Source organism: Bauldia sp., from assembly GCA_037200845.1.
Classification (GTDB): Bacteria; Pseudomonadota; Alphaproteobacteria; order Rhizobiales; family Kaistiaceae; genus DASZQY01.
In genome coordinates, this window is the sequence record JBBCGQ010000001.1 from 2156326 (window position 1) to 2176701 (window position 20376).

Below are 20376 nucleotides of genomic sequence, written 5' to 3' on the forward strand. Positions count from 1 at the left end.
CTCGAAACCTGTGCACTCAGCCCCGCGGCTTCGGCGATTTCGCCAGCGCCGCCAGCACCGCAAAGGGCGAGTCCTTCGCACTGCCGGCGTCGTCCACGTCGGCAGGCAGAGCCGCGCCAGGCGCTCGTGGATAAGGATTGATGGCGAGAGCGAAGTGTTCCTCGGCGAGCGCCCCGACGTCGATCGCGATGCCCTCGAGCAGCTCGGGCGGATCCGGCGCGTCGACCTCCACCAGCAGTTCCTCGCCGGGCTTCGGCAGGCGGTCGGGATCGCGGACGTAGCGGAGCGAGAAGGTCTCGTCGATGTGCTCGTCCACCGGCACGAGGCTGACGACACAGTTCTGCACGATGTCGGCGACCACGCGGCCGTCAACGGCCACACCGCCGCCCGGCATCGGGCGAAGCTCGACGCTCGCCGTCAGCGCGTTCACGGCGACGACATCGTAGGCCTCGGCCAGCGCCTTCCGCTGCTTCTCGTTAGCGGTGACGACCACCGGGTCGGCCGGCAGCTCGGCGACGTTGATCGGCTGGTGCAGGATCGAGGCTTCGGTCACGCGGCCGTCTCCGCTCTGGCTCCCGCGTAGGCGGCGAGATCGGCAAAGGCGACGGTGCCCGCGGCCGGGTCGAGCGGCGCCGCGCGCGAGGCGAGCACGTAGGCGGCAAGGCCGGCAGCCGCACCGGCGTCGCCGGCCGGATAGACGTTGCGGGCGATGGTCTCGGTCAGGCGCGCAACATCGCCGGCGGCGAGCGCCTGGCGGTAGGCCTCGTGGCGGCCGAAGAACGCTTGCGCCATCTTCTTCATGCGCTTGGGCACGCCGAGATCGCCGATGCCGAGTTCGCGGAGGGAGCGGTCCATATCCAGCACATATAGGTCGAATATCCGCTGGCCTAAGGGCCGCACCGCCTCACCCTGCGGCTCCAGCCGGTCGAGCACCAGAATCACGTGCATGGTGACCATCTCGAAGCGGCCGGTGACGGTGTCGGCGACGGCGAAATCCGTGTAGAGCGCAGGATTGCGCGCCTGCGCCACGATCGCGCCGTAAAGCGCCGATGCTATGGCGTCCGCTTCGCTGTCGCGACGAAACAACCGGCCGAACATGGCCATGAGCATTTCCTAACGGGGCGGTGACGTTGCAAGCTGGCCTATCCCACGCTAGGGGAAAAGCCAAGGCTTGGGCGGTAGTGCCAGAATCGCAAGCCATATGAATTTGAGGGGACGGGGTACAGGGATGAGGGCAACGTCGGAACTGACGAAGGCGCGCCGGAGCGGCTCGCTGAAGGCCCCTGCCCTTGTCGCGGCCTGCGTCGCCTTGATCGCGCTCGCCGGCTGCCAGACGGGCCCGAAGACCGGCGGCTTGAAAAGCGGCGGCTTCAGCGAGACGACGCAGCACGGCTACGTCGTTTCCCCGGATGCGCTCGAGCAGGTGCCGGTCGGATCGAGCAAGGACCAGGTGCTGATCGCGCTGGGCTCGCCCTCGACCACCGCCAACTACGGCAACGACGTCTATTACTACATCAGCCAGACGCGCTACCGCGCCGCCGCCTTCATGCCGGACAAGGTGATCGACCAGCGGGTCGTCGCCGTCTACTTCGACAAGAAGGACACCGTCCAGCGCATCGCCAACTACGGCCTGCAGGACGGCAAGGTCTTCGACTTCGCCAGCGCGACCACGCCGACCGGCGGCGCCGACCAGAGCTTCATCCAGCAGGTGCTGACCGGAATGATCGGGTTGCGCGGGAAGTAGTCCCAATCTCCGCTTCCCCGCGCAGGCGGGGGCCCAGGAGCATAAGCGAACGCGACTCCCCGGACGACACACCTGGATTCCCGCCTGCGCGGGGAAAGCAGCGTGAGATTGAATCAAAAAGCCCGCGGCATGCCGCGGGCTTTTGTTTTGAAACCGTAGCCGAAACTAGTGCGCCAAAACGGCCAGCAGCAGCAGCGCCACGATATTGGTGATCTTGATCGCCGGGTTCACGGCCGGGCCGGCGGTGTCCTTGTAGGGGTCGCCGACGGTGTCGCCGGTGACCGACGCCTTGTGGGCCTCGGAACCCTTCATGTGCTTGACGCCGTCCTTGTCGACGAAGCCGTCCTCGAACGACTTCTTGGCGTTGTCCCAGGCGCCGCCGCCCGACGTCATCGAGATGGCGACGAACAGGCCGTTGACGATCACGCCGAGCAGCGAGGCGCCGAGCGCCGCGAAGGCCGAGGCCTTGGAGCCCGAGATCAGCAACACGCCGAAGTAGGCGACCAGCGGCGCCAACACCGGCAGCAGCGACGGCACGATCATCTCGCGGATCGCGGCCTTGGTAAGCAGATCGACGGCGCGGCCGTAGTCCGGCTTCTCCGTGCCCTGCATGATGCCCGGGTGCTCGCGGAACTGGCGGCGCACTTCCTCGACGATCGAGCCGGCGGCGCGGCCGACCGCGGTCATCGCAATGCCGCCGAACAGGTACGGGATGAGGCCGCCGAAGATCAGGCCGGCGACGACGTACGGGTTCGACAGATCGAAGGAGATTTCGCCGATGCCCTGGAAGTACGGGAACATGTCGGGGTTGGCGGCGAAGAAGTGCAGGTCGTTCGAGTACGCCGCGAACAGCACCAGCGCGCCGAGGCCGGCCGAACCGATGGCGTAGCCCTTGGTGACGGCCTTGGTCGTGTTGCCGACGGCGTCAAGCGCGTCGGTGGTGTGGCGCACTTCCTTCGGCAGGCCGGACATTTCGGCAATGCCACCGGCGTTGTCGGTGACCGGGCCGAACGCGTCGAGCGCCACGATCATGCCGGCGAGGCCGAGCATGGTGGTGACCGCGATCGCCGTGCCGAACAGGCCGGCGAGCTGGTAGGTGACGATGATGCCGGCAACGATGACCAGCGCCGGGAGCGCGGTGGACTCGAGCGAGACGGCGAGGCCCTGGATGACGTTGGTGCCGTGGCCGGTGACCGAGGCCTGCGCGATCGAGATGACCGGACGCTTGCCGGTGCCGGTGTAGTACTCGGTGATCACCACGATCAGTCCGGTCACCACCAGGCCGACGAGGCCGCAGATGAACAGGTTGAGACCGGTGACGACGACGCCGTTCTCGGTGCCGATCTCGCCCCAGCCGATGAAGGTGGTGGCCAAGGCCAGGCCGACGATCGACAGCAGGCCGGTAACGATGAGGCCCTTGTAGAGGGCGCCCATGATCGACTGGTTGGCGCCGAGCGTGACGAAGAAAGTGCCGATGATCGAGGTGATGATGCAGGTGCCGCAGATGATCAGCGGGTAGAGCAGCGCCGAGCCGAGGATCGGCTGGCCGGCGAAGAAGATCGAGGCGAGCACCATGGTGGCGACAACAGTCACCGCGTAGGTCTCGAACAGGTCGGCGGCCATGCCGGCACAATCGCCGACGTTGTCGCCGACGTTGTCGGCAATCGTCGCCGGATTGCGGGGATCGTCTTCCGGGATGCCGGCTTCGACCTTGCCGACGAGATCGGCGCCGACGTCGGCGCCCTTGGTGAAGATGCCGCCGCCGAGACGGGCGAAGATCGAGATGAGCGAGGCGCCGAAGCCGAGCGCGACCAGCGAGTCGACGACCAGACGATCGCCCGGCGCGTAGCCGGCGAACTGGGTGAGGATGAGGTAGTAGACCGAGACGCCGAGGAGCGCGAGACCGGCGACGAGCAGGCCGGTGATGGCGCCGGAGCGGAAGGCGATGGAGAGGCCGGCAGCGAGGCTCTGGCTCGAGGCCTGCGCCGTGCGCACGTTGGCGCGCACCGACACCATCATGCCGGCAAAGCCCGCGGCGCCGGAGAGCACCGCGCCGATGAGGAAGCCGATGGCGACCGGAATGCCGAGCAGCACGCCGACGATGATCAGGACGACGACGCCGACGATGGCGATGGTCATGTATTGGCGGCGAAGGTAGGCGGTGGCGCCTTCCTGGATCGCCGCCGCGATCTCCTGCATTCGGGCCGAGCCGGCGTCGGACGCCAGCACTTCGCGCGCCGCCCACGCGGCATATGCGAGGGCGAGAAGACCGCAGAGGATGACCAGGTAAAGATAAAGCACGGGCTGTTTTCCCTTCCGTCCGCCGGGCTCCAGTCGCGCACCGCCGGCGCTGAAAACTGGCCCGAATCTCCACGAAAAACGGCCGCAGGAACGGCGGCCGCCCGAAATGTGGGCGGTGTATGTACTGTCGGCAAACGGGCGTCAAGCCGTCCGGCCGCTGAGTGGCGTACCCCAGAACCGGCGCGCTATGCGGGCCGGGGGCGGAAGGCGAAGGTCGCCACCAGCAGGGCCAGCGCGCAGACGCCGGCGATGGGGAAAACCAGGACGTTGATCGTGTTCCAGCCGACGGTCGCGTAAAGCTGGCCGGACGAGAACGACGCGACCGCCACGAACGAGAACAGCACGAAATCGTTGAAGCCCTGCACCTTGCTGCGCTCCTCCGGCCGGTAAGTCTGGGTGAGCAGCGTCGTCGCGCCGATGAAGCCGAAGTTCCAGCCGAGGCCGACCAGAATCAGCGCCGCCCAGAAATGCCAGACGTCGAGGCCAAGCAGCGCGACCACGGCGCAACCCGCAAGCAGCGCCAGCCCGACGCCGACAATGGTCTCGGCGCCGAAACGCGCGATCAGCGCCCCGGTGAAGAAACTCGGTCCGAACATCGCCAGCACATGCCATTGGATGCCCAGCGCCGCGTCGTCCTGCGCCAGGCCGCAGCCGATCATGGCAAGCGGCGCCGCCGTCATGACGAGGCTCATCAGCGAATAGCTGCCGATAGCGCAGATCAGCGACACGATGAAGCGCGGCTGACGGACGATCTCGCCGAGCGGCCGCCCGCCGGAGCGGCTGACCAGCGTCGGCGCACGGCGTGCCGCGCCGGACAGCGGCAGGAGCAGCAGGATCCCGACGAGCGCCAGCACGACGATGGCGGCGAAGCCGCCGACGAACGGGATCGGGTCGAACAGGTGACGCGTGAAAATCACCGCCTGCGGTCCGATGATGCCCGAGGCGACGCCGCCGGCGAGCACCCACGAGATCGCCTTGGCGCGCATCGGCGGGCTGCCGCTGTCGGCGGCGGCGAAGCGGTACTGCTGCACGAACGCATTGGCTGAGCCGACGACCGTCATGCCGGCGACCAGCGCCGGGAAGCTGCCGCGCAACACCGCCAGCGACGCGATCAGGCCGCCGATCGCGCCGATGACGGCGCCGACGATGAAGCCGGCGCGGCGGCCGATGCGGCTCATCAGCATCGCCGCGGGAATGGCGGTCAACGCGCCGCCGACGATGAAGAACGACAGCGGCAGCGTCGCCAGCGCCGGCTGATTGGGCGGCAGGAGATACATGCCCGCAAGCCCGCCCAGCGAAAAGACGATGGTCGGCGCCGAGCCGACGACAGCGCCCGCAACGGCGAGGATAAGCGCATTGCGCCGGGCTTCGCGGTCGTCGTCCAGGACAGCGTCGGTCATCGAAACTCTAGAAATGGGTGTGGCTGGCGGCCGCGAGTTTTATCACCTTTCCGGTGAAATCGCGCACGACTGGCGGCCCCTTCCCGGCAAAGATGGTGCCGATGCACGTGACCGACACGCCGGCTGAATCGGCCTCGGCGGAGAAGGCGCGCACCGATGACGGCGACACGGTGGCGAGTATCTCATAATCGTCGCCGCCGTTGAGAATGACCGGCAGCAGCTTCGCGTCTGCCAGCAGCATCGCCGCGGCCGCGGGCGACAGCGGCACGTCCTGCACGTTGATTTCCGCGCCGACCCCCGACGCGTCGCAGATATGCGCGAGGTCGCCGACCAGGCCATCCGAAATATCCATCGCAGCGTTGGCGTAGGCACGCAGCACCGGCGCCAGCGCGACGCGCGGCTGCGGATGCAGGTACCGATCGGTCAGGTGCGCGGTGCCCTTGCCCCTGGTGCCACGGACGCGCAGGCCCAGCGCCCCATCGCCGATCGTGCACGACACGAAGATGGCATCGCCGGGCTTCGCGCCGGAGCGCAGCACCATCTTGCCCTTCGGAACGCGGCCGAGCGCGGTGATCGCGATGGTCAGCCCGCCGCTCGCCTTGGTCGTGTCGCCGCCGAGCAGCGATACGCCGTAGGTTTTCTGGTCCGCCGCGAGGCCGGCGGCGAACCGCTTCAGCCACGCCTCGGTCCAGTTGTCCGGCAGCGCCAGCGACAGCAGGTAGCCGTAAGGCTCCGCCCCCTTGGCCGCGAGGTCGGAGAGATTCACGCGGAGCGCCTTCCGCGCGATCGACTCCGGCGGATCGTCGGCGAAGAAATGGACGCCGGCCGCGACCGTGTCGGTGGTCAGCACCAGATCGTCGTCCGGGCGCTGGCGGTAGAGCGCGGCGTCGTCCATCAGGCCGAAGGCGCCGCGGTCGGTCGCCAGTGGCCGGAAATATTTGTCGATGAGCGCGAACTCGCCGGGCCGCGTCTTGGCCATCAGCGTTCGCCCCGGTGGGGAGGTAAACCCCCACCCGCCCTCGCCCTTTTGGGGGGAGGTGCGCTGGAGCGTCGCCCGGTCGCCCTCTCCCCTTGAAAGGGGAAGGCTGGGAGGGGGTCTCCCTCCACTGGCACCGCCGACCGGAGCACTACCCGAACTCCGCCGCGCGCATCTTCTTCGCCAGCGTGTCGAGCACGGCGTTGACCATCGCCGGCACCTCGCCTTCGTAGAAGGCGTTGGCGACGTCGACGTATTCCGTGATGATGACGCGCGCCGGAACGTCGGTGCGGTGCTCCAGCTCGAAGGCGCCGGAGCGCAGGATGGCGCGGAGCGTCGCGTCGATGCGCGCCAGCGGCCAGCCGTTGAGCAGTGCCGCATCCACCGCCGGATCGAGTATGCGCTGATGCTCGACCACGCCGCCGACGATGTCGCGGAAGTAAGCGGCGTCGGCGTCGCGGTACTGGTCGCCGTCGACTTCCTTGCCGAGGCGATGCGCCTCGAACTCGGCGAGCACGTCGGGCAGCGTCGCGCCGCCGAGTTCCATCTGGTAGAGCGCCTGCACGGCGGCGAGACGGGCGGCGCCGCGCTGGTTGGCCGGCCGCGCCTCGCGCGTTTTCGGCGCGACTGTCACAGCGCGAGCTTCTGGCGGAGCGCCAGCATCGTCAGCGCGGCACGGGCGGCAAAGCCGCCCTTGTCGCCCTCGGCGACGCGGGCGCGCGCCCATGCCTGCGCCTCGTTCTCGACGGTCAGGATGCCGTTGCCGATCGGCACGGAGAACGCGACGGAGATGTCCATGAGGCCGCGCGCGGATTCGTTCGCCACGGTTTCGTAGTGCGTGGTCTCGCCGCGGATGACGCATCCCAGCGCGACGTAGCCATCATATTTATCGGCGTTGATCGCCATCGCGACCGCCGCCGGAATTTCCAGCGCGCCCGGCACCGTCACGATGTCGAACGACGCGCCGGCAGCCGCCAGCGACGCCTTGGCGCCTTCCAGCAGCGCGTCCGCGAGGTCGTCGTAGAAGCGCGCCTCGACAATCAGAAAATGGGGTTTCCCGTCAGCCATTCCCGCCAGTTCCGAGATAAGTCAACTTTGACTGATGGGGGTCTAGACCGGCTGCAGCAGCCGCGCAACGTAGCGGGCGATGGTGTCGATCTCGAAATGGACCTTGTCGCCCGCCTGCCGGTCGCCCCAGGTCGTGACCTTCAGCGTGTGCGGGATGAGATGGCAGTCGAATTCTTCGCCGGCGACGTCGTTAACCGTCAGCGACGTGCCGTCGAGGCTGACCGAGCCCTTGGGCGCGATGTAGCGCGCGAATTCGTGCGGCACGCGGAAGCGGAAGCGCGTCGTGTCGCCGAATTCCTCCACCTTCACGATTTCCGCCACGCCGTCGACGTGCCCGGCGACGATGTGGCCGCCGAGCTCGTCGCCGGCGCGCAGCGCCCGCTCGAGATTGATGCGCGAGCCGACCTGCCAGTCGCGCGCGTTGGTGAGCCGCAGCGTCTCCGGCGCCGCCTCGACGTCGAAGACCGCGCCACGCTTGCCCGGCGACACTTCGACCACCGTCAGGCAAACGCCGGCGCAGTTGATCGACGCACCGATGGCGATGGACGCCGGGTCGTAGCCCGACGCGATCGACAGGCGGCGCACGTCGTTGCGCTCCTCGACTTTGATCACGCTGCCGATATCGGAAACGATGCCGGTGAACATCAGGCGGCCCTCACGTAGCGGCGCATGATGTCCTCGCCGACCTTGCCCGCGTCGATCTGGCGATAGCGCGGGCTGCGTTCTATCGCCGACAACGCCGTGCCGCCGAGCGCACGCACGCCGTCCGCGCCGACCACGACGTTGGCGCGGAAGAGAATAACTTCGTCGAGCAGATCGGCCGAGACGAACGACGACGCGACCTGCGCACCGCCCTCGGTCAATACGCGCGTGAATCCCTTGCCGGCGAGATCCGCCAGCACCGCGGCAATATCGATGCCCGCGTTGGCGAGCGGCACGGGCACGACCTCGGCTCCTGCCCCGGCCAGCGCATCGACACGCTCCGCCGGCGCCTCCGGGCCGACGTAAACGATCAGCCGCGCCGCATCGATCGACTGCAACAGGCGCGAGGCAGCCGGCAGGCGCGCGTCCTTGTCGAGGATGACTCGGGCCGGCGAGCGCCGCGCCAGGCCCGGCAGGCGGACGGTCAGCAGCGGATCGTCGACCAGCACCGTGCCGATGCCGACCATGACCGCGTCGAACTCGGTGCGCATAATCTGCACGGCGTCGAACGCCGGCTTGCCGGTGACGATCATGCGCTCGCCCTCGCGCTTGCCAATCATGCCGTCCGCGGACACGGCAAGCTTCAGCGTGACGGCCGGCCGCCCCTTGGTGACCCGCGCGATGTGGCCGGCATGGGCGCGCGCTGCTTCCTCGGCGAGCACGCCCGTGGTGACCGCGATGCCCGCCGCCTCGAGCTTGGCGTGGCCGTGGCCGGCGGTGCGCGGATCGGGGTCGACCATCGCCGAGACGACACGCGCCACACCCGCCGCGATCAGCGCATCGGCGCACGCGCCGGCACGGCCCTGATGCGCGCACGGCTCAAGCGTCACGTAGGCGGTGGCGCCCGTGGCAGCTAGGCCGGCGGCGGCGAGCGCCGCGGCTTCCGCGTGCGGCCGGCCGCCGACCGCGGTCCAGCCGTTGGCGACGACGATGCGGTCGCCGCCGACGGTCTGCACCAGCACGCAGCCGACCGCGGGATTGGGATGCGTCTGGCCGAGATTGCGCCGGCCGAGGCGGAGCGCCGCCGCCATCATGCGGCGGTCGAACTCGGCGTCGATCGCGATTGCCGGCGCGCGCGCCATCAGGTCTTGTCCCCGTCGCCGGACAGTTCGCCGAGCACGTCCTTGAAGTCTTCGGTGTTGGTGAAGTTCTGGTAGACCGAGGCAAAGCGGACGTAGGCGACCTCGTCGAGATTCTTCAGCCCCTCCATCACCAGCGTGCCGATCCGCTCGGACGACACCTCGGGCTCGCCGCTGGATTCCAGTTGGCGCACGATCCCGTTGACCATGCGGTCCACCCGCTCCGGATCGACCGAGCGCTTGCGGAGCGCGACGTTGACCGAGCGCAGCAGCTTGTCGCGGTCGAACGGCACGCGGCGCCCGCTCTTCTTCGTCACGGTCAATTCACGAAGCTGCACGCGCTCGAAGGTCGTGAAGCGGCCGCCGCAGGCGTCGCAACTGCGGCGCCGCCGGATGACGGTGTCATCCTCGGCGGGGCGCGAATCCTTCACCTGCGTGTCCGCTGTGCCGCAATAGGGGCAGCGCATCAGATGGCCACCCCGCCCACCGCGCCCGGCCGGAGACGGCGGGCGCACCAAGAAAACGTCTCAGATCCAGGTGTCATCGGGTGCGGTCCGTTCGCCGCCGGCGTCGCCGGTATTGGCCACCCCGCGCGGCTCGATGAGCATGAGCGCGACTTCGTTTTCCGCGTAGGGCTTGTGCTCGACACCCTTGGGCACGACGAACATCTCGCCTTTCCCGATGCTCACGGCGCCGTCCCTGAAATCTATCCGCAACGCGCCGTCGAGCACGATGAAGGCCTCGTCGGTGTCGGGGTGACTATGCCAGACGAAGTCGCCGAGGACCTTCACAAGCTTGAACTGGTAGTCGTTGAGTTCGGCGATCACGCGCGGTTGCCACCGATCGCTGAAAAGAGCGAATTTGGCGGCGAAGCTGATGGGTGCGTGCTTCATGGCGATCGTCCGCGGCGCTAGCGGTAGATCGGGAAGCGGTCGGTCAGCGCCCGCACCTTCTGCTTCACTGCCGCCTCGACCAGCGGCGCGGAGCCATCCTCGGACTGCGCCACGGCGTCCAGCACCTCGGCGATAAGCTGGCCGACCTGGCGGAACTCGGCAACGCCAAAGCCGCGCGTCGTCGAGGCCGGCGTGCCCAGCCGGATGCCGGAAGTGACGAACGGCTTCTCGGGATCGAACGGGATGCCGTTCTTGTTGGCCGTAAGGCCGGCGCGCACCAGCGCCTTTTCCGAGGTGTTGCCCTTGAGATGCTTCGGACGGAGATCCACCAGCATCAGATGGTTGTCGGTGCCGCCCGAGACAATGTCGAAGCCGAGCGACTTGAGCTCATTCGCCAGCGCGCGCGCGTTGTCGACGATATTTTTCGCATAGACCTTGAACTCCGGCCGCAGCGCCTCGCCGAAGGCTACGGCCTTGGCGGCGATGATGTGCATGAACGGCCCGCCCTGCAGGCCCGGGAAGACGGCCGAATTGATCTTCTTCGCCATGTCCTCGTCGTTGGTCAGGATCAGGCCGCCGCGCGGACCGCGCAGCGATTTGTGCGTCGTCGAGGTGACGACGTGCGCATGCTCGATTGGCGACGGATGGACGCCGCCGGCGACCAGCCCGGCAAAGTGCGCCATGTCGACCATGAGATAGGCGCCAACCGCATCGGCGATCTCGCGGAAGCGCTTGAAGTCCCAGACGCGCGAATACGCGGTGCCGCCGGCAAGGATCAGCTTCGGCTTGTGCTCGCGCGCGATCTTCTCGACCTCGTCCATGTCGATCAGGTGATCGTCGCGCCGCACGCCGTACGGCACGACCTTGAACCACTTGCCGCTCATGTTGACCGGCGAGCCGTGCGTCAGGTGGCCGCCGGCGGAAAGATCGAGACCCATGAAGATGTCGCCCGGCTGCAGCAGGGCAAAGAACACCGCCTGGTTCATCTGGCTGCCGGAGTTCGGCTGGACGTTGGCGAACTTGGCGTTGAACAGTTTCTTCGCCCGCTCGATCGCCAGCGTCTCGGCGATATCGACGAACTCGCAGCCGCCATAGTAGCGCTTGCCCGGATAGCCCTCGGCATACTTGTTGGTCATCACCGAGCCCTGCGCTTCGAGCACCGCCTTGGAGACGATGTTCTCCGAGGCGATCAGCTCGATCTCGTGCTGCTGGCGGCCGAGTTCCTTGGCGATCGCGTCGGCGATCTCGGGATCGGATTGCGCCAGCGTGGCGGTGAAAAAGCCGGGCGCGACCGCGCTCGGGCGGGATTCGGTCATGGTCATGGATGCGGTTCCTGTGGGCCAGTACAGGGCGGGGTTCGGGTTAGCACGGATGGCGGGGAGGAGCCAATCCACAGCCGTCCGTGCCAATCACGTCTTCGCCAAACCTGTGTCCGTCTGCAGATCCAGTACCCCGGCACGCTTGAGCGCCTCAAAAATGGCATCGACGAATACATTTCCCTGGTCGTGATCCAAGGCAACGTACAGCCTGTCACCAGGCGCCTGATGGCCGTGTGTATTGTGCGCGTTGAACAATGCTCCGCGCATGATTTGTTTAATCGTGGCTTCTTCCATTTTTAGTCTTACCCGCTGTCTAAGCTATATCGATCTGTATTTAGATGGATTTGGACGGCCGCCCGCTCCGCAAACCCCGTCGGCAGCCCATCGATGCTGCGCACGTTCTTCTCCTGCCGATACGCTGCCAGCCCCGCTTCGCCTTTCAGCGGCTCCCAATTGACGAGCGACGGCCGCTCGCCGAGGTACTCGTAGCTCGGCACGCCATAGCCGCAGGACGTCTGCACCAGCGCGACGTCGAGCATCACCATCTGGCGGGCACCGAGCGGCTCCTCGCCGCCGAAGCGCGAGCTGAGCAGATCGAGATACTCGGCGCCGCCGCGCGGCAGCACCCTGCCCCGGCCGTAGAGCCTCAGGATCAGTGGCGGCCCGTCGAAGGCGCAGAACATGATCGTCATGCGGCCGTCGGCCAGCATGTGTGCCGCGGTCTCGTTGCCGCTGCCGGTGCGATCGAGATAGACGACGGAATTGGGGCCGAGCACGCGCAGCGCATCGAGGCCCTTCGGCGAGACGTTGACGTGCGCGCCGGGCGCCGCCGAGGCGACGAAGAACAGATGCTGCCGCTCGATGAAGGCGCGCTGCTTGTCGTCGATGTGGTCGTATTGCTTGGCCATGCGTGCGGCCCTCCCGGCCGCCTGTCGGGGGCCGGGTGCCGCGTTAAGCGAATGCCTAGAGCGGCTGGCCCTGCCCGTCTTCCTCGGCGGTATACTGCTCGAGGCCGTCGAGGTTGTAGATGTCGTTGCGGAAGTTGACGATGCCTTCCGTGCTCGCCCACGCGGTGATGTACACCCAGTGCAGCGGGATCGGATTGACGACCTTCACGTCGAGACGCTGGCCGTTGCGGAATTCTTCCTCGATCATGTCCGGCGTCTGGTTGGGCGTGTCGCGCAGAATCCACGGGATCAGCTCGCGGATGTTCTGGATGCGCACGCAGCCCGACGAGTCGAAGCGGTAGTCGTCGTTGAACGTGCCCTTGTGCGGCGTGTCGTGCATGTACACGCCTTCCGGGCTCGGGAAATTGATCTTCACGATGCCGAGCGAGTTCTCATCGCCCGGATCCTGCTTGAACATGTAGCCCTTGGTCGCCTGGTCGGTCTGCCAGTCGATCTGCTCCGGCTGCACTTCCTGGCCCGTCTTGTCGAAGACGCGGATCTTCCACGTCGCAAGGTACGTCGGATCCTTCTGCATCAGAGGGATCAGGTCCTTCTTGATGATCGAGGCCGGCACCGTCCAGTACGGGTGGAAGTTGATCTCGGTGATCTTCGAATTGACGATCGGCGACGGCCGGTCGGTCTTGCCGACCACCGCGGTATGCTTCTGCACGACGACGCCGTTCTCTACCGCCTCGACGCTCGCCGCCGGGATGTTGACCATCACGTAGCGCGGCGGCAGCGGCTTGTTCAGGAACGCCTTCAGCCGCGTCAGGTTGTTGGCAAGCTGCGTCAGCCGCAGATGCGCCGGGATGTTCAGCGCGGCGAAGGTCGTGTCGCCGATCACGCCGTCCGGCTGGATGCCGTGGCGCGCCTGGAAGCGTTTGGTCGCGGCATCGACGTAGGAGTCGAACGCATCGGACGGGGTCGCCGCCTCGCTCGGCAGGTCGCCCGAGATCGCGAGGCGCTGGCGCAGCAGGACGACCGCCGGATCGCGCACGCCGATCTTCAGCGGCTTGTCGGCCGGCACGATCGGCCAGCCGCCTTTGGAGACGATGTCGGAGTATTGCGTGATCGCCGCCTGCATCGGTCCGAGGATGCTGGGCGACAGCGTCGGGATCGAGGTGCGCACGTCCGCGGCACCGACCGAGGCGGCATCGAAGCCGTCCGACCACTCGGCGCTGCCGTTCTGCAGCACCTCGGCGATCGGGTCCTGCGGCTGCCCAGCCGGCGCGCTGCCGACGATGCCGACAAGCGCCACCGACGCCACCGCGAGGGCACGGAGCGGGCGGACAAATGCGGTAGCAGACGCCAGGCGCAGAGCGATCATGAAAAATGCCGATCCAATCGAAGTGCCCCTTACACGGGGGCGTAACACGCGCACCGCAGCGAAACAACGCCGCAAACGGCAAAATGGCTGGGAATCGCGGAGATTTGACATGCCCAGCGGCGTCTGCAGATGCCGGGCCACTGTGGCGCTTTCGCGGCGCAAACAAAAAGCCCGGCGCTGAGGCCGGGCTTCTCGTTCCTCCCAAAAAGGAAGGGCTTAGAGGCGGTAGAGGATCTGGTCGGTCCAGAAGCGCTCGAGACGCTGCAGCGAGCGGTTGAGGTCGGTGAAGTCGCCCGAGGCGATGCCGCCGACCTGGTCGATCGAGCGGATGTGGCGCTCGTAAAGGCTGTCGACGATCTTCGCGACCTCGGCGCCCTTCTCGGTCAGGCTGACGCGGACCGAGCGGCGGTCCATGCGCGAGCGCTGGTGATGGATGTAGCCCATCTCGACCAGCTTCTTGAGATTGTAGGAAACGTTGGAGCCGAGGTAGTAGCCGCGCGTGCGCAGCTCACCCGCGGTCAGCTCCGACTCGCCGATGTTGAAAAGGAGCAGCGCCTGCACGCTGTTCACGTCCGAGCGGCCGGCGCGGTCGAACTCGTCCTTGATGACGTCGAGCAGCCGACGATGCAGACGCTCGACCAGCGTCAGCGCCTCCATGTAGAGCGGCTTGAGCTCGGCATTGGTGAGCGGCTGAGCAGGAGCCTCCGCCCTTTTGGGAAGTGCCATGACTATTGCCTCATCCTGTTTCGCGGCAGGCGTTTTTCCCTGCTCTGTGAAACCGAACGTACAGGATGCGACTAAAAATCGGCTTAAGGTCCACGCTTAACGAAGGCCTACCAGGCACCTCGCAATTGATTGGAATGTCTAGGTTTTTGGATTCAACGCCGCGGTTGCCGCCAGACCAGAATGGTCAACAAAAGGAAAAACAGCAGCGTCGCCGCATGGAAGGCGACGACCAGCCAGCTCGGGCCGAACGTGCCGATGAAAATCGTGTGCAGCGTGATCTCGAACAGCGCCGAATAGACCCACACTACCTTGCCGCCGGCGACGCGGAGCCACAGCCCGACGGCGGCGACCAGATCGACCACCGCCATGTGGACCGTGACCACGAACCATGGCGTCGACATGTCCTCGAACGGCCCGCCGGCGCCCTGCAGGACGCCGAGGATGATCGCCCATTGGCGGAGTCCGAACAGCAGCACCACGACCGACAGCGCCACGACATACTGATCGAGGATGATCTCGATCCGCGTGCGCGGCAGCACCACCGGCGCCATCACGTCCCTGCTGCTCATTCACCCTCCGGTACGCCGCCTGAGTCTCGCGCGCTGCGGAAAATGATATGCTAGAGCCACGCAGCGCAAGGCGATAGGCGCCCTCCCCGCGCCGCGCCGACAAGGCCCGAAACCATGACCAGCAAGCCGCCCGCCCCGACGCCTGACCCGAAGACCGCCCCCGACATGAAGGCGATCCTCGGCAGCCGCCGCATGCGCCGCAACCGCCAGACCGATTGGTCGCGACGCCTGGTTGCGGAGACGAGCCTCACCGTCAACGACCTGATCTGGCCGATCTTCCTGATCGACGGCGACAAGGGGCACCAGGACATCCCCTCGATGCCCGGCGTCCAGCGCCTCACGGTCTACGAGGCGGTCGAGGCGGCGGCGAAGGCGGCCGAACTCGGCATCCCCGCGCTGGCGCTCTTTCCCTACACCGACCCGGCGCGCCGCGACGACACCGGCTCGGAGGCCCTCAACCCGAAGAATCTCGTCAACACCGCGACGCGCGCCATCCACGCCGACGTGCCGGGCGTCGGCGTCATCGTTGACGTCGCGCTCGACCCCTACACCAGCCACGGCCACGACGGCATCATGGAAGGCGACACGATTGCCAACGACGCCAGCGTCCGCCAGCTCGTGCTGCAGGCGCTGATCCAGGCAGAAGCCGGCGCCGACATCGTCGCGCCCTCCGACATGATGGACGGCCGCGTCGGCGCGATCCGCACCGCGCTCGACGACAACGGTTTCGACCGCGTGCAGATCATGTCCTACGCCGCGAAGTACGCCTCCGCCTTCTACGGCCCCTTCCGCGATGCGGTCGGCTCGTCGAAGACGCTGAAGGGCGACAAGCGCACCTACCAGATGGACCCGGCGAACGGCGACGAGGCGCTCCGCGAAGTCGAACTCGACATCGCCGAGGGCGCCGACATGATCATGGTCAAGCCGGGCATGCCGTATCTCGACGTCCTCTGGCGCGTGAAGGAGGCGTTCGCCATGCCGACGTTCGCCTATCAGGTGTCCGGCGAGTACGCGATGATCAAGGGCGCGGCGGAGCGCGGCTGGATCGACGGCGACCGCGCGATGCTGGAATCGCTGATCGCGTTCAAGCGCGCCGGCGCCGATGGCGTGCTGACGTATTTCGCGCCGTTCGTCGCGGAGATGCTGAAGAAGGGCTAGGCGCCGCTAAAGCAGCAATAAAAGGGCAAGCGTCGCCAGGCCCCAGAGGACCAGCATGAAATGCGTGTGCTGGGCATCCTGATGGACGATCCAGTAATGGACCCACTGCCCGCCCACGAGAAAACCCGACCACACCATCGTGAAGCCGAGCGTGCCGGCGACAGCGATGCCGTGCGGGACGACCGCATTCCATAGGCCGATCCCGGCGCCCGCCAGCCCCAGCGCGCCGAACAGCATCGCGACCGCGACAACGCTTTCCGTCACGACGATCGCGCCAAAGGCGATGCGCTGCAGCCGCCGCGATTCGATCCGGTTGGCACTGACGATGGCGTAGTAGTCGGGAAACTGCGCCTTCATGCTCGTCATCGCGAGGACATCGACGACCATGTCGCGGTTCGCCTTCGGCACGCGAATATTCTCGAACGCGCCGATCGCTATCCACGCGCCCGGCGCGGCGACGAGCAGGGCCTCCACCCATGCGATCAAAACGGCCACCTCCATCTCCACCTTAATTTGAGTCTCGCGGAGCAAGTTTCCGGCCAACCGAGTTCCGCCGATGAGCGGAGGAGAGACACCCTTCCCCAAATCGCCCATGGCGATTTGACCCTCCCGCTCAACCCGTTGAGACGCCATGCTCCAACAAACTCCACTTGAGCCCTCCCCTTGCGGGAGGGCCAAAACCGCGAAAGCGGTTTTGGGGAGGGGTGTGTCCCAACACACTCGGCCTCTCCCCTAACCCACAAACCTGCCGTATCCTGCGCCCGTGACCACTCCCACCCTCGCCGACATCCAGTCCGCCGCGACCCTGATCGCCGGCCATGTCGTGCGCACGCCCTTCCTGCCCGCCCCGCGCCTGTCGCGGCTGACCGGCGCCGACATCTGGGTCAAATACGAAAACCTCCAGGCGACGTCGTCGTTCAAGGAGCGCGGCGCGCTGGTCAAGCTGCTGTCGCTGACGGAGGAGGAGAAGGCGCGCGGCGTCATCGCCATGTCGGCCGGCAACCATGCCCAGGCCGTCGCCTACCACGCCGGCCGCATGGGCATCCCGGCGACCATCGTGATGCCGCGGCCGACGCCGTTCGTGAAGATCGCCGCGACGCGGAGTTTCGGCGCCCGGGTGATCCTCGAAGGCGAGACACTGGCCGACTGCGAGACGACGGTGCGCGGCATCATGGCCGAGGGCGGTCCCGTGCTGGTGCACCCCTATGACGACCCGCAGGTGATCCGCGGCCAGGGCACGATCGGCCTCGAGGTCATCGCCGACGCGCCCGACCTCGACGCGCTGATCGTGCCCGTCGGCGGCGGCGGGTTAATCTCGGGCATCGCCATCGCCGTAAAGGCGCTGCAGCCGAAGGTCGAGATGATCGGCGTCGAGACCGAGCTCTGCCCGTCGATGTGGGCGGCGCTCCGCGGCGAAAAGGCGAAGATCGGCGGCGAGACGCTCGCCGAGGGCATCGCGGTAAAGAACGTCGGCACGCTGACGCTGCCGATCGTGAAGCAATACGTCGATGACATGGTGCTGGTCCCGGAGGGCGCCATCGAGCGCGCCGTCGCCGAGTACCTGATGCTGCAGAAGACGATGGCAGAAGGCGCCGGCGCTGCGGGCCTCGCCGCCGTGCTCCACGATCCCGCCCGCTATCGTGGCCGCAAGGTCGGGCTGGTGCTCGCCGGCGGCAACATCGACCCGCGGCTCGCCGCCTCGATCATGGTGCGCGAATTGGCACGCGAGGAGCGCGTCGTCGCGATCCGCGTCTTCATCAGCGACCGCCCAGGCGTACTCGCCGAGATCGCACGCACCATCGGCGCGAACGGCGGCAACATCCTCGACGTCTCACACCGCCGCACGATGCTCGACGTGCCGCCGAAGGGCGCCGTCGTCGAGGTGACGATGGAGACGCACGGCGGCGCCCACGCCGCCGAGATCGTCAATGCACTGTCGGCGCTGGGCTTTCGGGTGGAACGTCTGGATCCTCCGCCTCCGGGAGCGGCGTGACGATTTCGTCCTCGGCGCGCACCGCCGGCAGGTTCGCCACGACCGGACGCGCCGGCGCCGGCAGCTTCCGCACCGGAGCAGGCCCCGGCTTCGGCGCCTCCTCGCGCTTCTCCGGCAGCGCCGAGGTGATCGGCCGCGTCCCGGTCGCGATGCCGTCGAGCGCCGAACGCAGATCGCGGTAGAAGCCACGGAGCGCCGGATCTTCCTGCGCACGCGGCTTGTCGAGCTCGCTGCGGACGGTCGCCTCCATCATGCCGCGGAGCTGGCTCGAAATGACGAAGGCGCCGCGCTTCAGGACCACGATCGCCGTCATCAGCCGCAGCAGCTTCTTCGTCGGCTCGACGCCGAGCTTGCCGCGGCGCAGAACATGCGCGGCCTTGACCAGCGTCCTCTCACTCTGTTCGCCCTCGAAATCGCGGGCGCGATGGCGGAACATCTCGAGGCACTGGTCGAGGCCGAACACCTGCACCTCGGAATCGAAACTCTCGACGTAGTGGCAGAAGGTCTGCGGCAGCGTGAAGATGCCGATCTCCTTCGCCGCCACGATCAGCCGCTTCTGCTTCTCCACCGCCTGCGGCGTCACCGCGGCGCGCAGGATGCCGCTCTTGATCACCGGCGGCGCCAGGATGGCGCGCTGGATCAGGTAGTCGTGGCGCGTGTCGCTCTCGCCGATCTCGGTGACGATGCGGCGGAGCTGCCACGCCTCCTGGATCAGGATCGTGACCACGCCGACCAGCAGCACCGAGCCGATGCTCTTGACGATGAAGTAATACGCCTGCGCGACGAACGTATCGCCGAACACGACGCCGGTATTGTCGCCCGTGATCCGGTCGATGAGCCCGAGCAGCAGATCGGTCGGCAGAGCGCGCAGGCCGATCAGGACATAGTCGAGGCCGGCGAAGCCGGTCTCCGGCCGCGCCGCGGTGAGCGGCACACTCTCGACCTTGGCAAGCCAGTACGCGATCGCGACGGCATACGCCGCGACCAGCGCGATCGAAATAGCGATGGCCGCCGTCCGCGTCGCATTGCGCGCCCCGCCGATGCGCCGGCCGCTGGCATCGACGACGCCATCCATCACATCGAAGTCGTCGTGCACGATGACGTAGGCGGCAGCGACCGCGAACACATGGAACAGCCCGCCGGCAATCAGCAGCCAGCCCGGATCGGAAACCCCCGGCAACGCCACCGGCCAGAGAACGAGCGCGAAGAATGCCGCCATCGGCAGCAAGCCGACAACCACCCACAGCGCATAGCGCCAGGCGGGAATGCGCCGGCGCGCGCCGGCCGGCCGCAGAATGAAATCGAGCACCGTCGAGGCGATGCGGCATAGCGCCAGCAGCGGCCAGGCGAGCACGCCCGCGATGCGGGCCGCGATCCGCCCGGCGCGCGGAAAGCGCGCGTACGCTAGGGCAAGCCCGGCGAGCGCCGCGATCACGACGAGAAAAATACCGAAGGTCACCATTGCGTCGCTTCGACTTCCGACGCCGCATCCGAAGGTCGGCCCCGACCCCGGCGGCATACTAGCCCGAACTGCGCCGCGCGTGCCATGCGCTTCGTCCTTTTCCTTAACTGCGTCACAGTCTTGCGGCGGCGCAGCAGAATCACCATTGTCTGCGGAACCGCGACAAAGGACCACGGAAACGATGACCGACAGCGCCCCCCGCAGCGCCGACCGCTTCATCTACGACGCGACGCGCGACGCCGACCTGTTCGACGGCATCCTGTCGAAGCGCATCGTCGCCTTCGTCATCGACGCGGTGCTGATCGTCGCGCTGATGGTGCCGGCCGCGCTGGTCGTCGGCATCTTCGGGCTGGTGACGCTCGGCATCGGCTGGCTGCTGTTCTCGCCGCTCTTTGCCATCGTCGCGCTGGGTTACGTCGCGCTGACTCTCGGCGGCGGCGGCTCGGCCACCGTCGGCATGCACATCGCCGGCATCGAGTTCCGCACCTGGAGCGGGCAGAAGATGTTCCCCCTGCTCGCCATCCTGCACGCGCTGATCTTCTGGATTTCGGTTTCGGTGCTGACGCCGCTGATTCTGCTGGTCGGCCTGTTCACGGCCCGCCGCCAGCTCCTGCACGACCTCCTGCTCGGCGTCGTGGCGCTGAATTCCGGCCCGCTGCGGCGCCGCGAAGGCTGAGCGCCCCCTTGCCTTTTCGCCTGCCGCCCCTTGGTA

The 20376-nt window shown here is 67.3% G+C and carries 23 protein-coding genes; 4 read left to right on the forward strand and 19 right to left on the reverse strand.

Annotated elements, in window-relative coordinates; genetic code table 11:
* Nucleotides 1–16: 16 nt before the first annotated feature.
* Nucleotides 17–553: a DUF177 domain-containing protein gene (locus WDM94_10595; GenBank protein ID MEJ0013050.1), complete on the reverse strand. Its 537-nt coding sequence runs from the start codon at nt 551–553 to the stop codon at nt 17–19.
* Entirely contained in the window at nt 550–1104 is a 555-nt protein-coding gene (locus tag WDM94_10600; GenBank protein MEJ0013051.1) for a ubiquinol-cytochrome C chaperone family protein, read from the reverse strand. The genes WDM94_10595 and WDM94_10600 overlap by 4 nt, the downstream gene beginning before the upstream one ends.
* Before the next feature lie 124 nt (nt 1105–1228).
* Here WDM94_10600 and WDM94_10605 point away from each other — a divergent pair, with 124 nt between their 5' ends.
* Complete coding sequence (locus WDM94_10605; protein MEJ0013052.1) at nt 1229–1744, forward strand: outer membrane protein assembly factor BamE; 516 nt, start codon at nt 1229–1231, stop codon at nt 1742–1744.
* 165 nt (nt 1745–1909) lie between these two features.
* Here WDM94_10605 and WDM94_10610 read toward each other — a convergent pair whose 3' ends face one another.
* The 15 genes from WDM94_10610 to WDM94_10680 form a co-directional block, all read right to left on the reverse strand.
* On the reverse strand, nt 1910–4045 hold the full coding sequence (locus tag WDM94_10610) for a sodium-translocating pyrophosphatase (protein MEJ0013053.1): 2136 nt from the start codon (nt 4043–4045) through the stop codon (nt 1910–1912).
* Between the two features lie 185 nt (nt 4046–4230).
* Entirely contained in the window at nt 4231–5445 is a 1215-nt protein-coding gene (locus WDM94_10615; GenBank protein ID MEJ0013054.1) for an MFS transporter, read from the reverse strand.
* Nucleotides 5446–5452: 7 nt separating this feature from the next.
* On the reverse strand, nt 5453–6424 hold the full coding sequence (gene thiL / locus WDM94_10620; GenBank protein MEJ0013055.1) for a thiamine-phosphate kinase: 972 nt from the start codon (nt 6422–6424) through the stop codon (nt 5453–5455).
* 148 nt (nt 6425–6572) lie between these two features.
* Nucleotides 6573–7055 (reverse strand): transcription antitermination factor NusB, encoded by a 483-nt coding sequence (gene nusB / locus WDM94_10625; protein ID MEJ0013056.1) that lies wholly within the window; start codon nt 7053–7055, stop codon nt 6573–6575.
* Nucleotides 7052–7489, reverse strand: a complete 438-nt coding sequence (locus WDM94_10630) for a 6,7-dimethyl-8-ribityllumazine synthase (GenBank protein MEJ0013057.1) — start codon at nt 7487–7489, stop codon at nt 7052–7054. The genes nusB and WDM94_10630 overlap by 4 nt, the downstream gene beginning before the upstream one ends.
* Before the next feature lie 42 nt (nt 7490–7531).
* Nucleotides 7532–8134: a riboflavin synthase gene (locus WDM94_10635; protein ID MEJ0013058.1), complete on the reverse strand. Its 603-nt coding sequence runs from the start codon at nt 8132–8134 to the stop codon at nt 7532–7534.
* Nucleotides 8134–9273, reverse strand: coding sequence for a bifunctional diaminohydroxyphosphoribosylaminopyrimidine deaminase/5-amino-6-(5-phosphoribosylamino)uracil reductase RibD (ribD, locus tag WDM94_10640; protein ID MEJ0013059.1), 1140 nt, complete (start codon nt 9271–9273; stop codon nt 8134–8136). The genes WDM94_10635 and ribD overlap by 1 nt, the downstream gene beginning before the upstream one ends.
* Entirely contained in the window at nt 9273–9737 is a 465-nt protein-coding gene (nrdR, locus tag WDM94_10645; GenBank protein MEJ0013060.1) for a transcriptional regulator NrdR, read from the reverse strand. Before nrdR ends, ribD begins: the two co-directional genes overlap by 1 nt.
* A gap of 60 nt (nt 9738–9797) precedes the next feature.
* On the reverse strand, nt 9798–10163 hold the full coding sequence (locus tag WDM94_10650) for a cupin domain-containing protein (GenBank protein MEJ0013061.1): 366 nt from the start codon (nt 10161–10163) through the stop codon (nt 9798–9800).
* A gap of 17 nt (nt 10164–10180) precedes the next feature.
* Entirely contained in the window at nt 10181–11479 is a 1299-nt protein-coding gene (gene glyA, locus WDM94_10655; protein MEJ0013062.1) for a serine hydroxymethyltransferase, read from the reverse strand.
* A gap of 93 nt (nt 11480–11572) precedes the next feature.
* Nucleotides 11573–11776 carry a hypothetical protein gene (locus WDM94_10660; protein ID MEJ0013063.1) on the reverse strand — a complete coding sequence of 68 codons (204 nt, stop codon included), beginning with the start codon at nt 11774–11776 and terminating at the stop codon, nt 11573–11575.
* Between the two features lie 8 nt (nt 11777–11784).
* Nucleotides 11785–12390: a pyridoxamine 5'-phosphate oxidase family protein gene (locus WDM94_10665; protein ID MEJ0013064.1), complete on the reverse strand. Its 606-nt coding sequence runs from the start codon at nt 12388–12390 to the stop codon at nt 11785–11787.
* Nucleotides 12391–12445: 55 nt separating this feature from the next.
* The gene (locus WDM94_10670) at nt 12446–13756 is read right to left on the reverse strand and encodes a L,D-transpeptidase family protein (protein ID MEJ0013065.1); all 1311 of its coding nucleotides are present in this window, start codon (nt 13754–13756) and stop codon (nt 12446–12448) included.
* A gap of 216 nt (nt 13757–13972) precedes the next feature.
* The gene (locus tag WDM94_10675; protein MEJ0013066.1) at nt 13973–14482 is read right to left on the reverse strand and encodes a winged helix DNA-binding protein; all 510 of its coding nucleotides are present in this window, start codon (nt 14480–14482) and stop codon (nt 13973–13975) included.
* Between the two features lie 152 nt (nt 14483–14634).
* Nucleotides 14635–15051, reverse strand: coding sequence for a DUF6163 family protein (locus tag WDM94_10680; GenBank protein ID MEJ0013067.1), 417 nt, complete (start codon nt 15049–15051; stop codon nt 14635–14637).
* A 165-nt stretch (nt 15052–15216) separates the two neighbouring features.
* Here WDM94_10680 and hemB point away from each other — a divergent pair, with 165 nt between their 5' ends.
* Complete coding sequence (gene hemB, locus WDM94_10685; GenBank protein MEJ0013068.1) at nt 15217–16209, forward strand: porphobilinogen synthase; 993 nt, start codon at nt 15217–15219, stop codon at nt 16207–16209.
* Nucleotides 16210–16215: 6 nt separating this feature from the next.
* Here hemB and WDM94_10690 read toward each other — a convergent pair whose 3' ends face one another.
* Complete coding sequence (locus WDM94_10690; GenBank protein ID MEJ0013069.1) at nt 16216–16803, reverse strand: DUF2165 family protein; 588 nt, start codon at nt 16801–16803, stop codon at nt 16216–16218.
* A 169-nt stretch (nt 16804–16972) separates the two neighbouring features.
* On the opposite strand from WDM94_10690, the gene WDM94_10695 reads away from it, so the two are divergent.
* The gene (locus WDM94_10695; GenBank protein ID MEJ0013070.1) at nt 16973–18202 is read left to right on the forward strand and encodes a threonine ammonia-lyase; all 1230 of its coding nucleotides are present in this window, start codon (nt 16973–16975) and stop codon (nt 18200–18202) included.
* Here WDM94_10695 and WDM94_10700 read toward each other — a convergent pair.
* The gene (locus tag WDM94_10700) at nt 18135–19664 is read right to left on the reverse strand and encodes a hypothetical protein (protein ID MEJ0013071.1); all 1530 of its coding nucleotides are present in this window, start codon (nt 19662–19664) and stop codon (nt 18135–18137) included. The two genes, WDM94_10695 and WDM94_10700, sit on opposite strands and share 68 nt — an antisense overlap.
* 181 nt (nt 19665–19845) lie before the next feature.
* On the opposite strand from WDM94_10700, the gene WDM94_10705 reads away from it, so the two are divergent.
* The gene (locus WDM94_10705) at nt 19846–20340 is read left to right on the forward strand and encodes an RDD family protein (protein MEJ0013072.1); all 495 of its coding nucleotides are present in this window, start codon (nt 19846–19848) and stop codon (nt 20338–20340) included.
* Nucleotides 20341–20376: the final 36 nt, after the last annotated feature.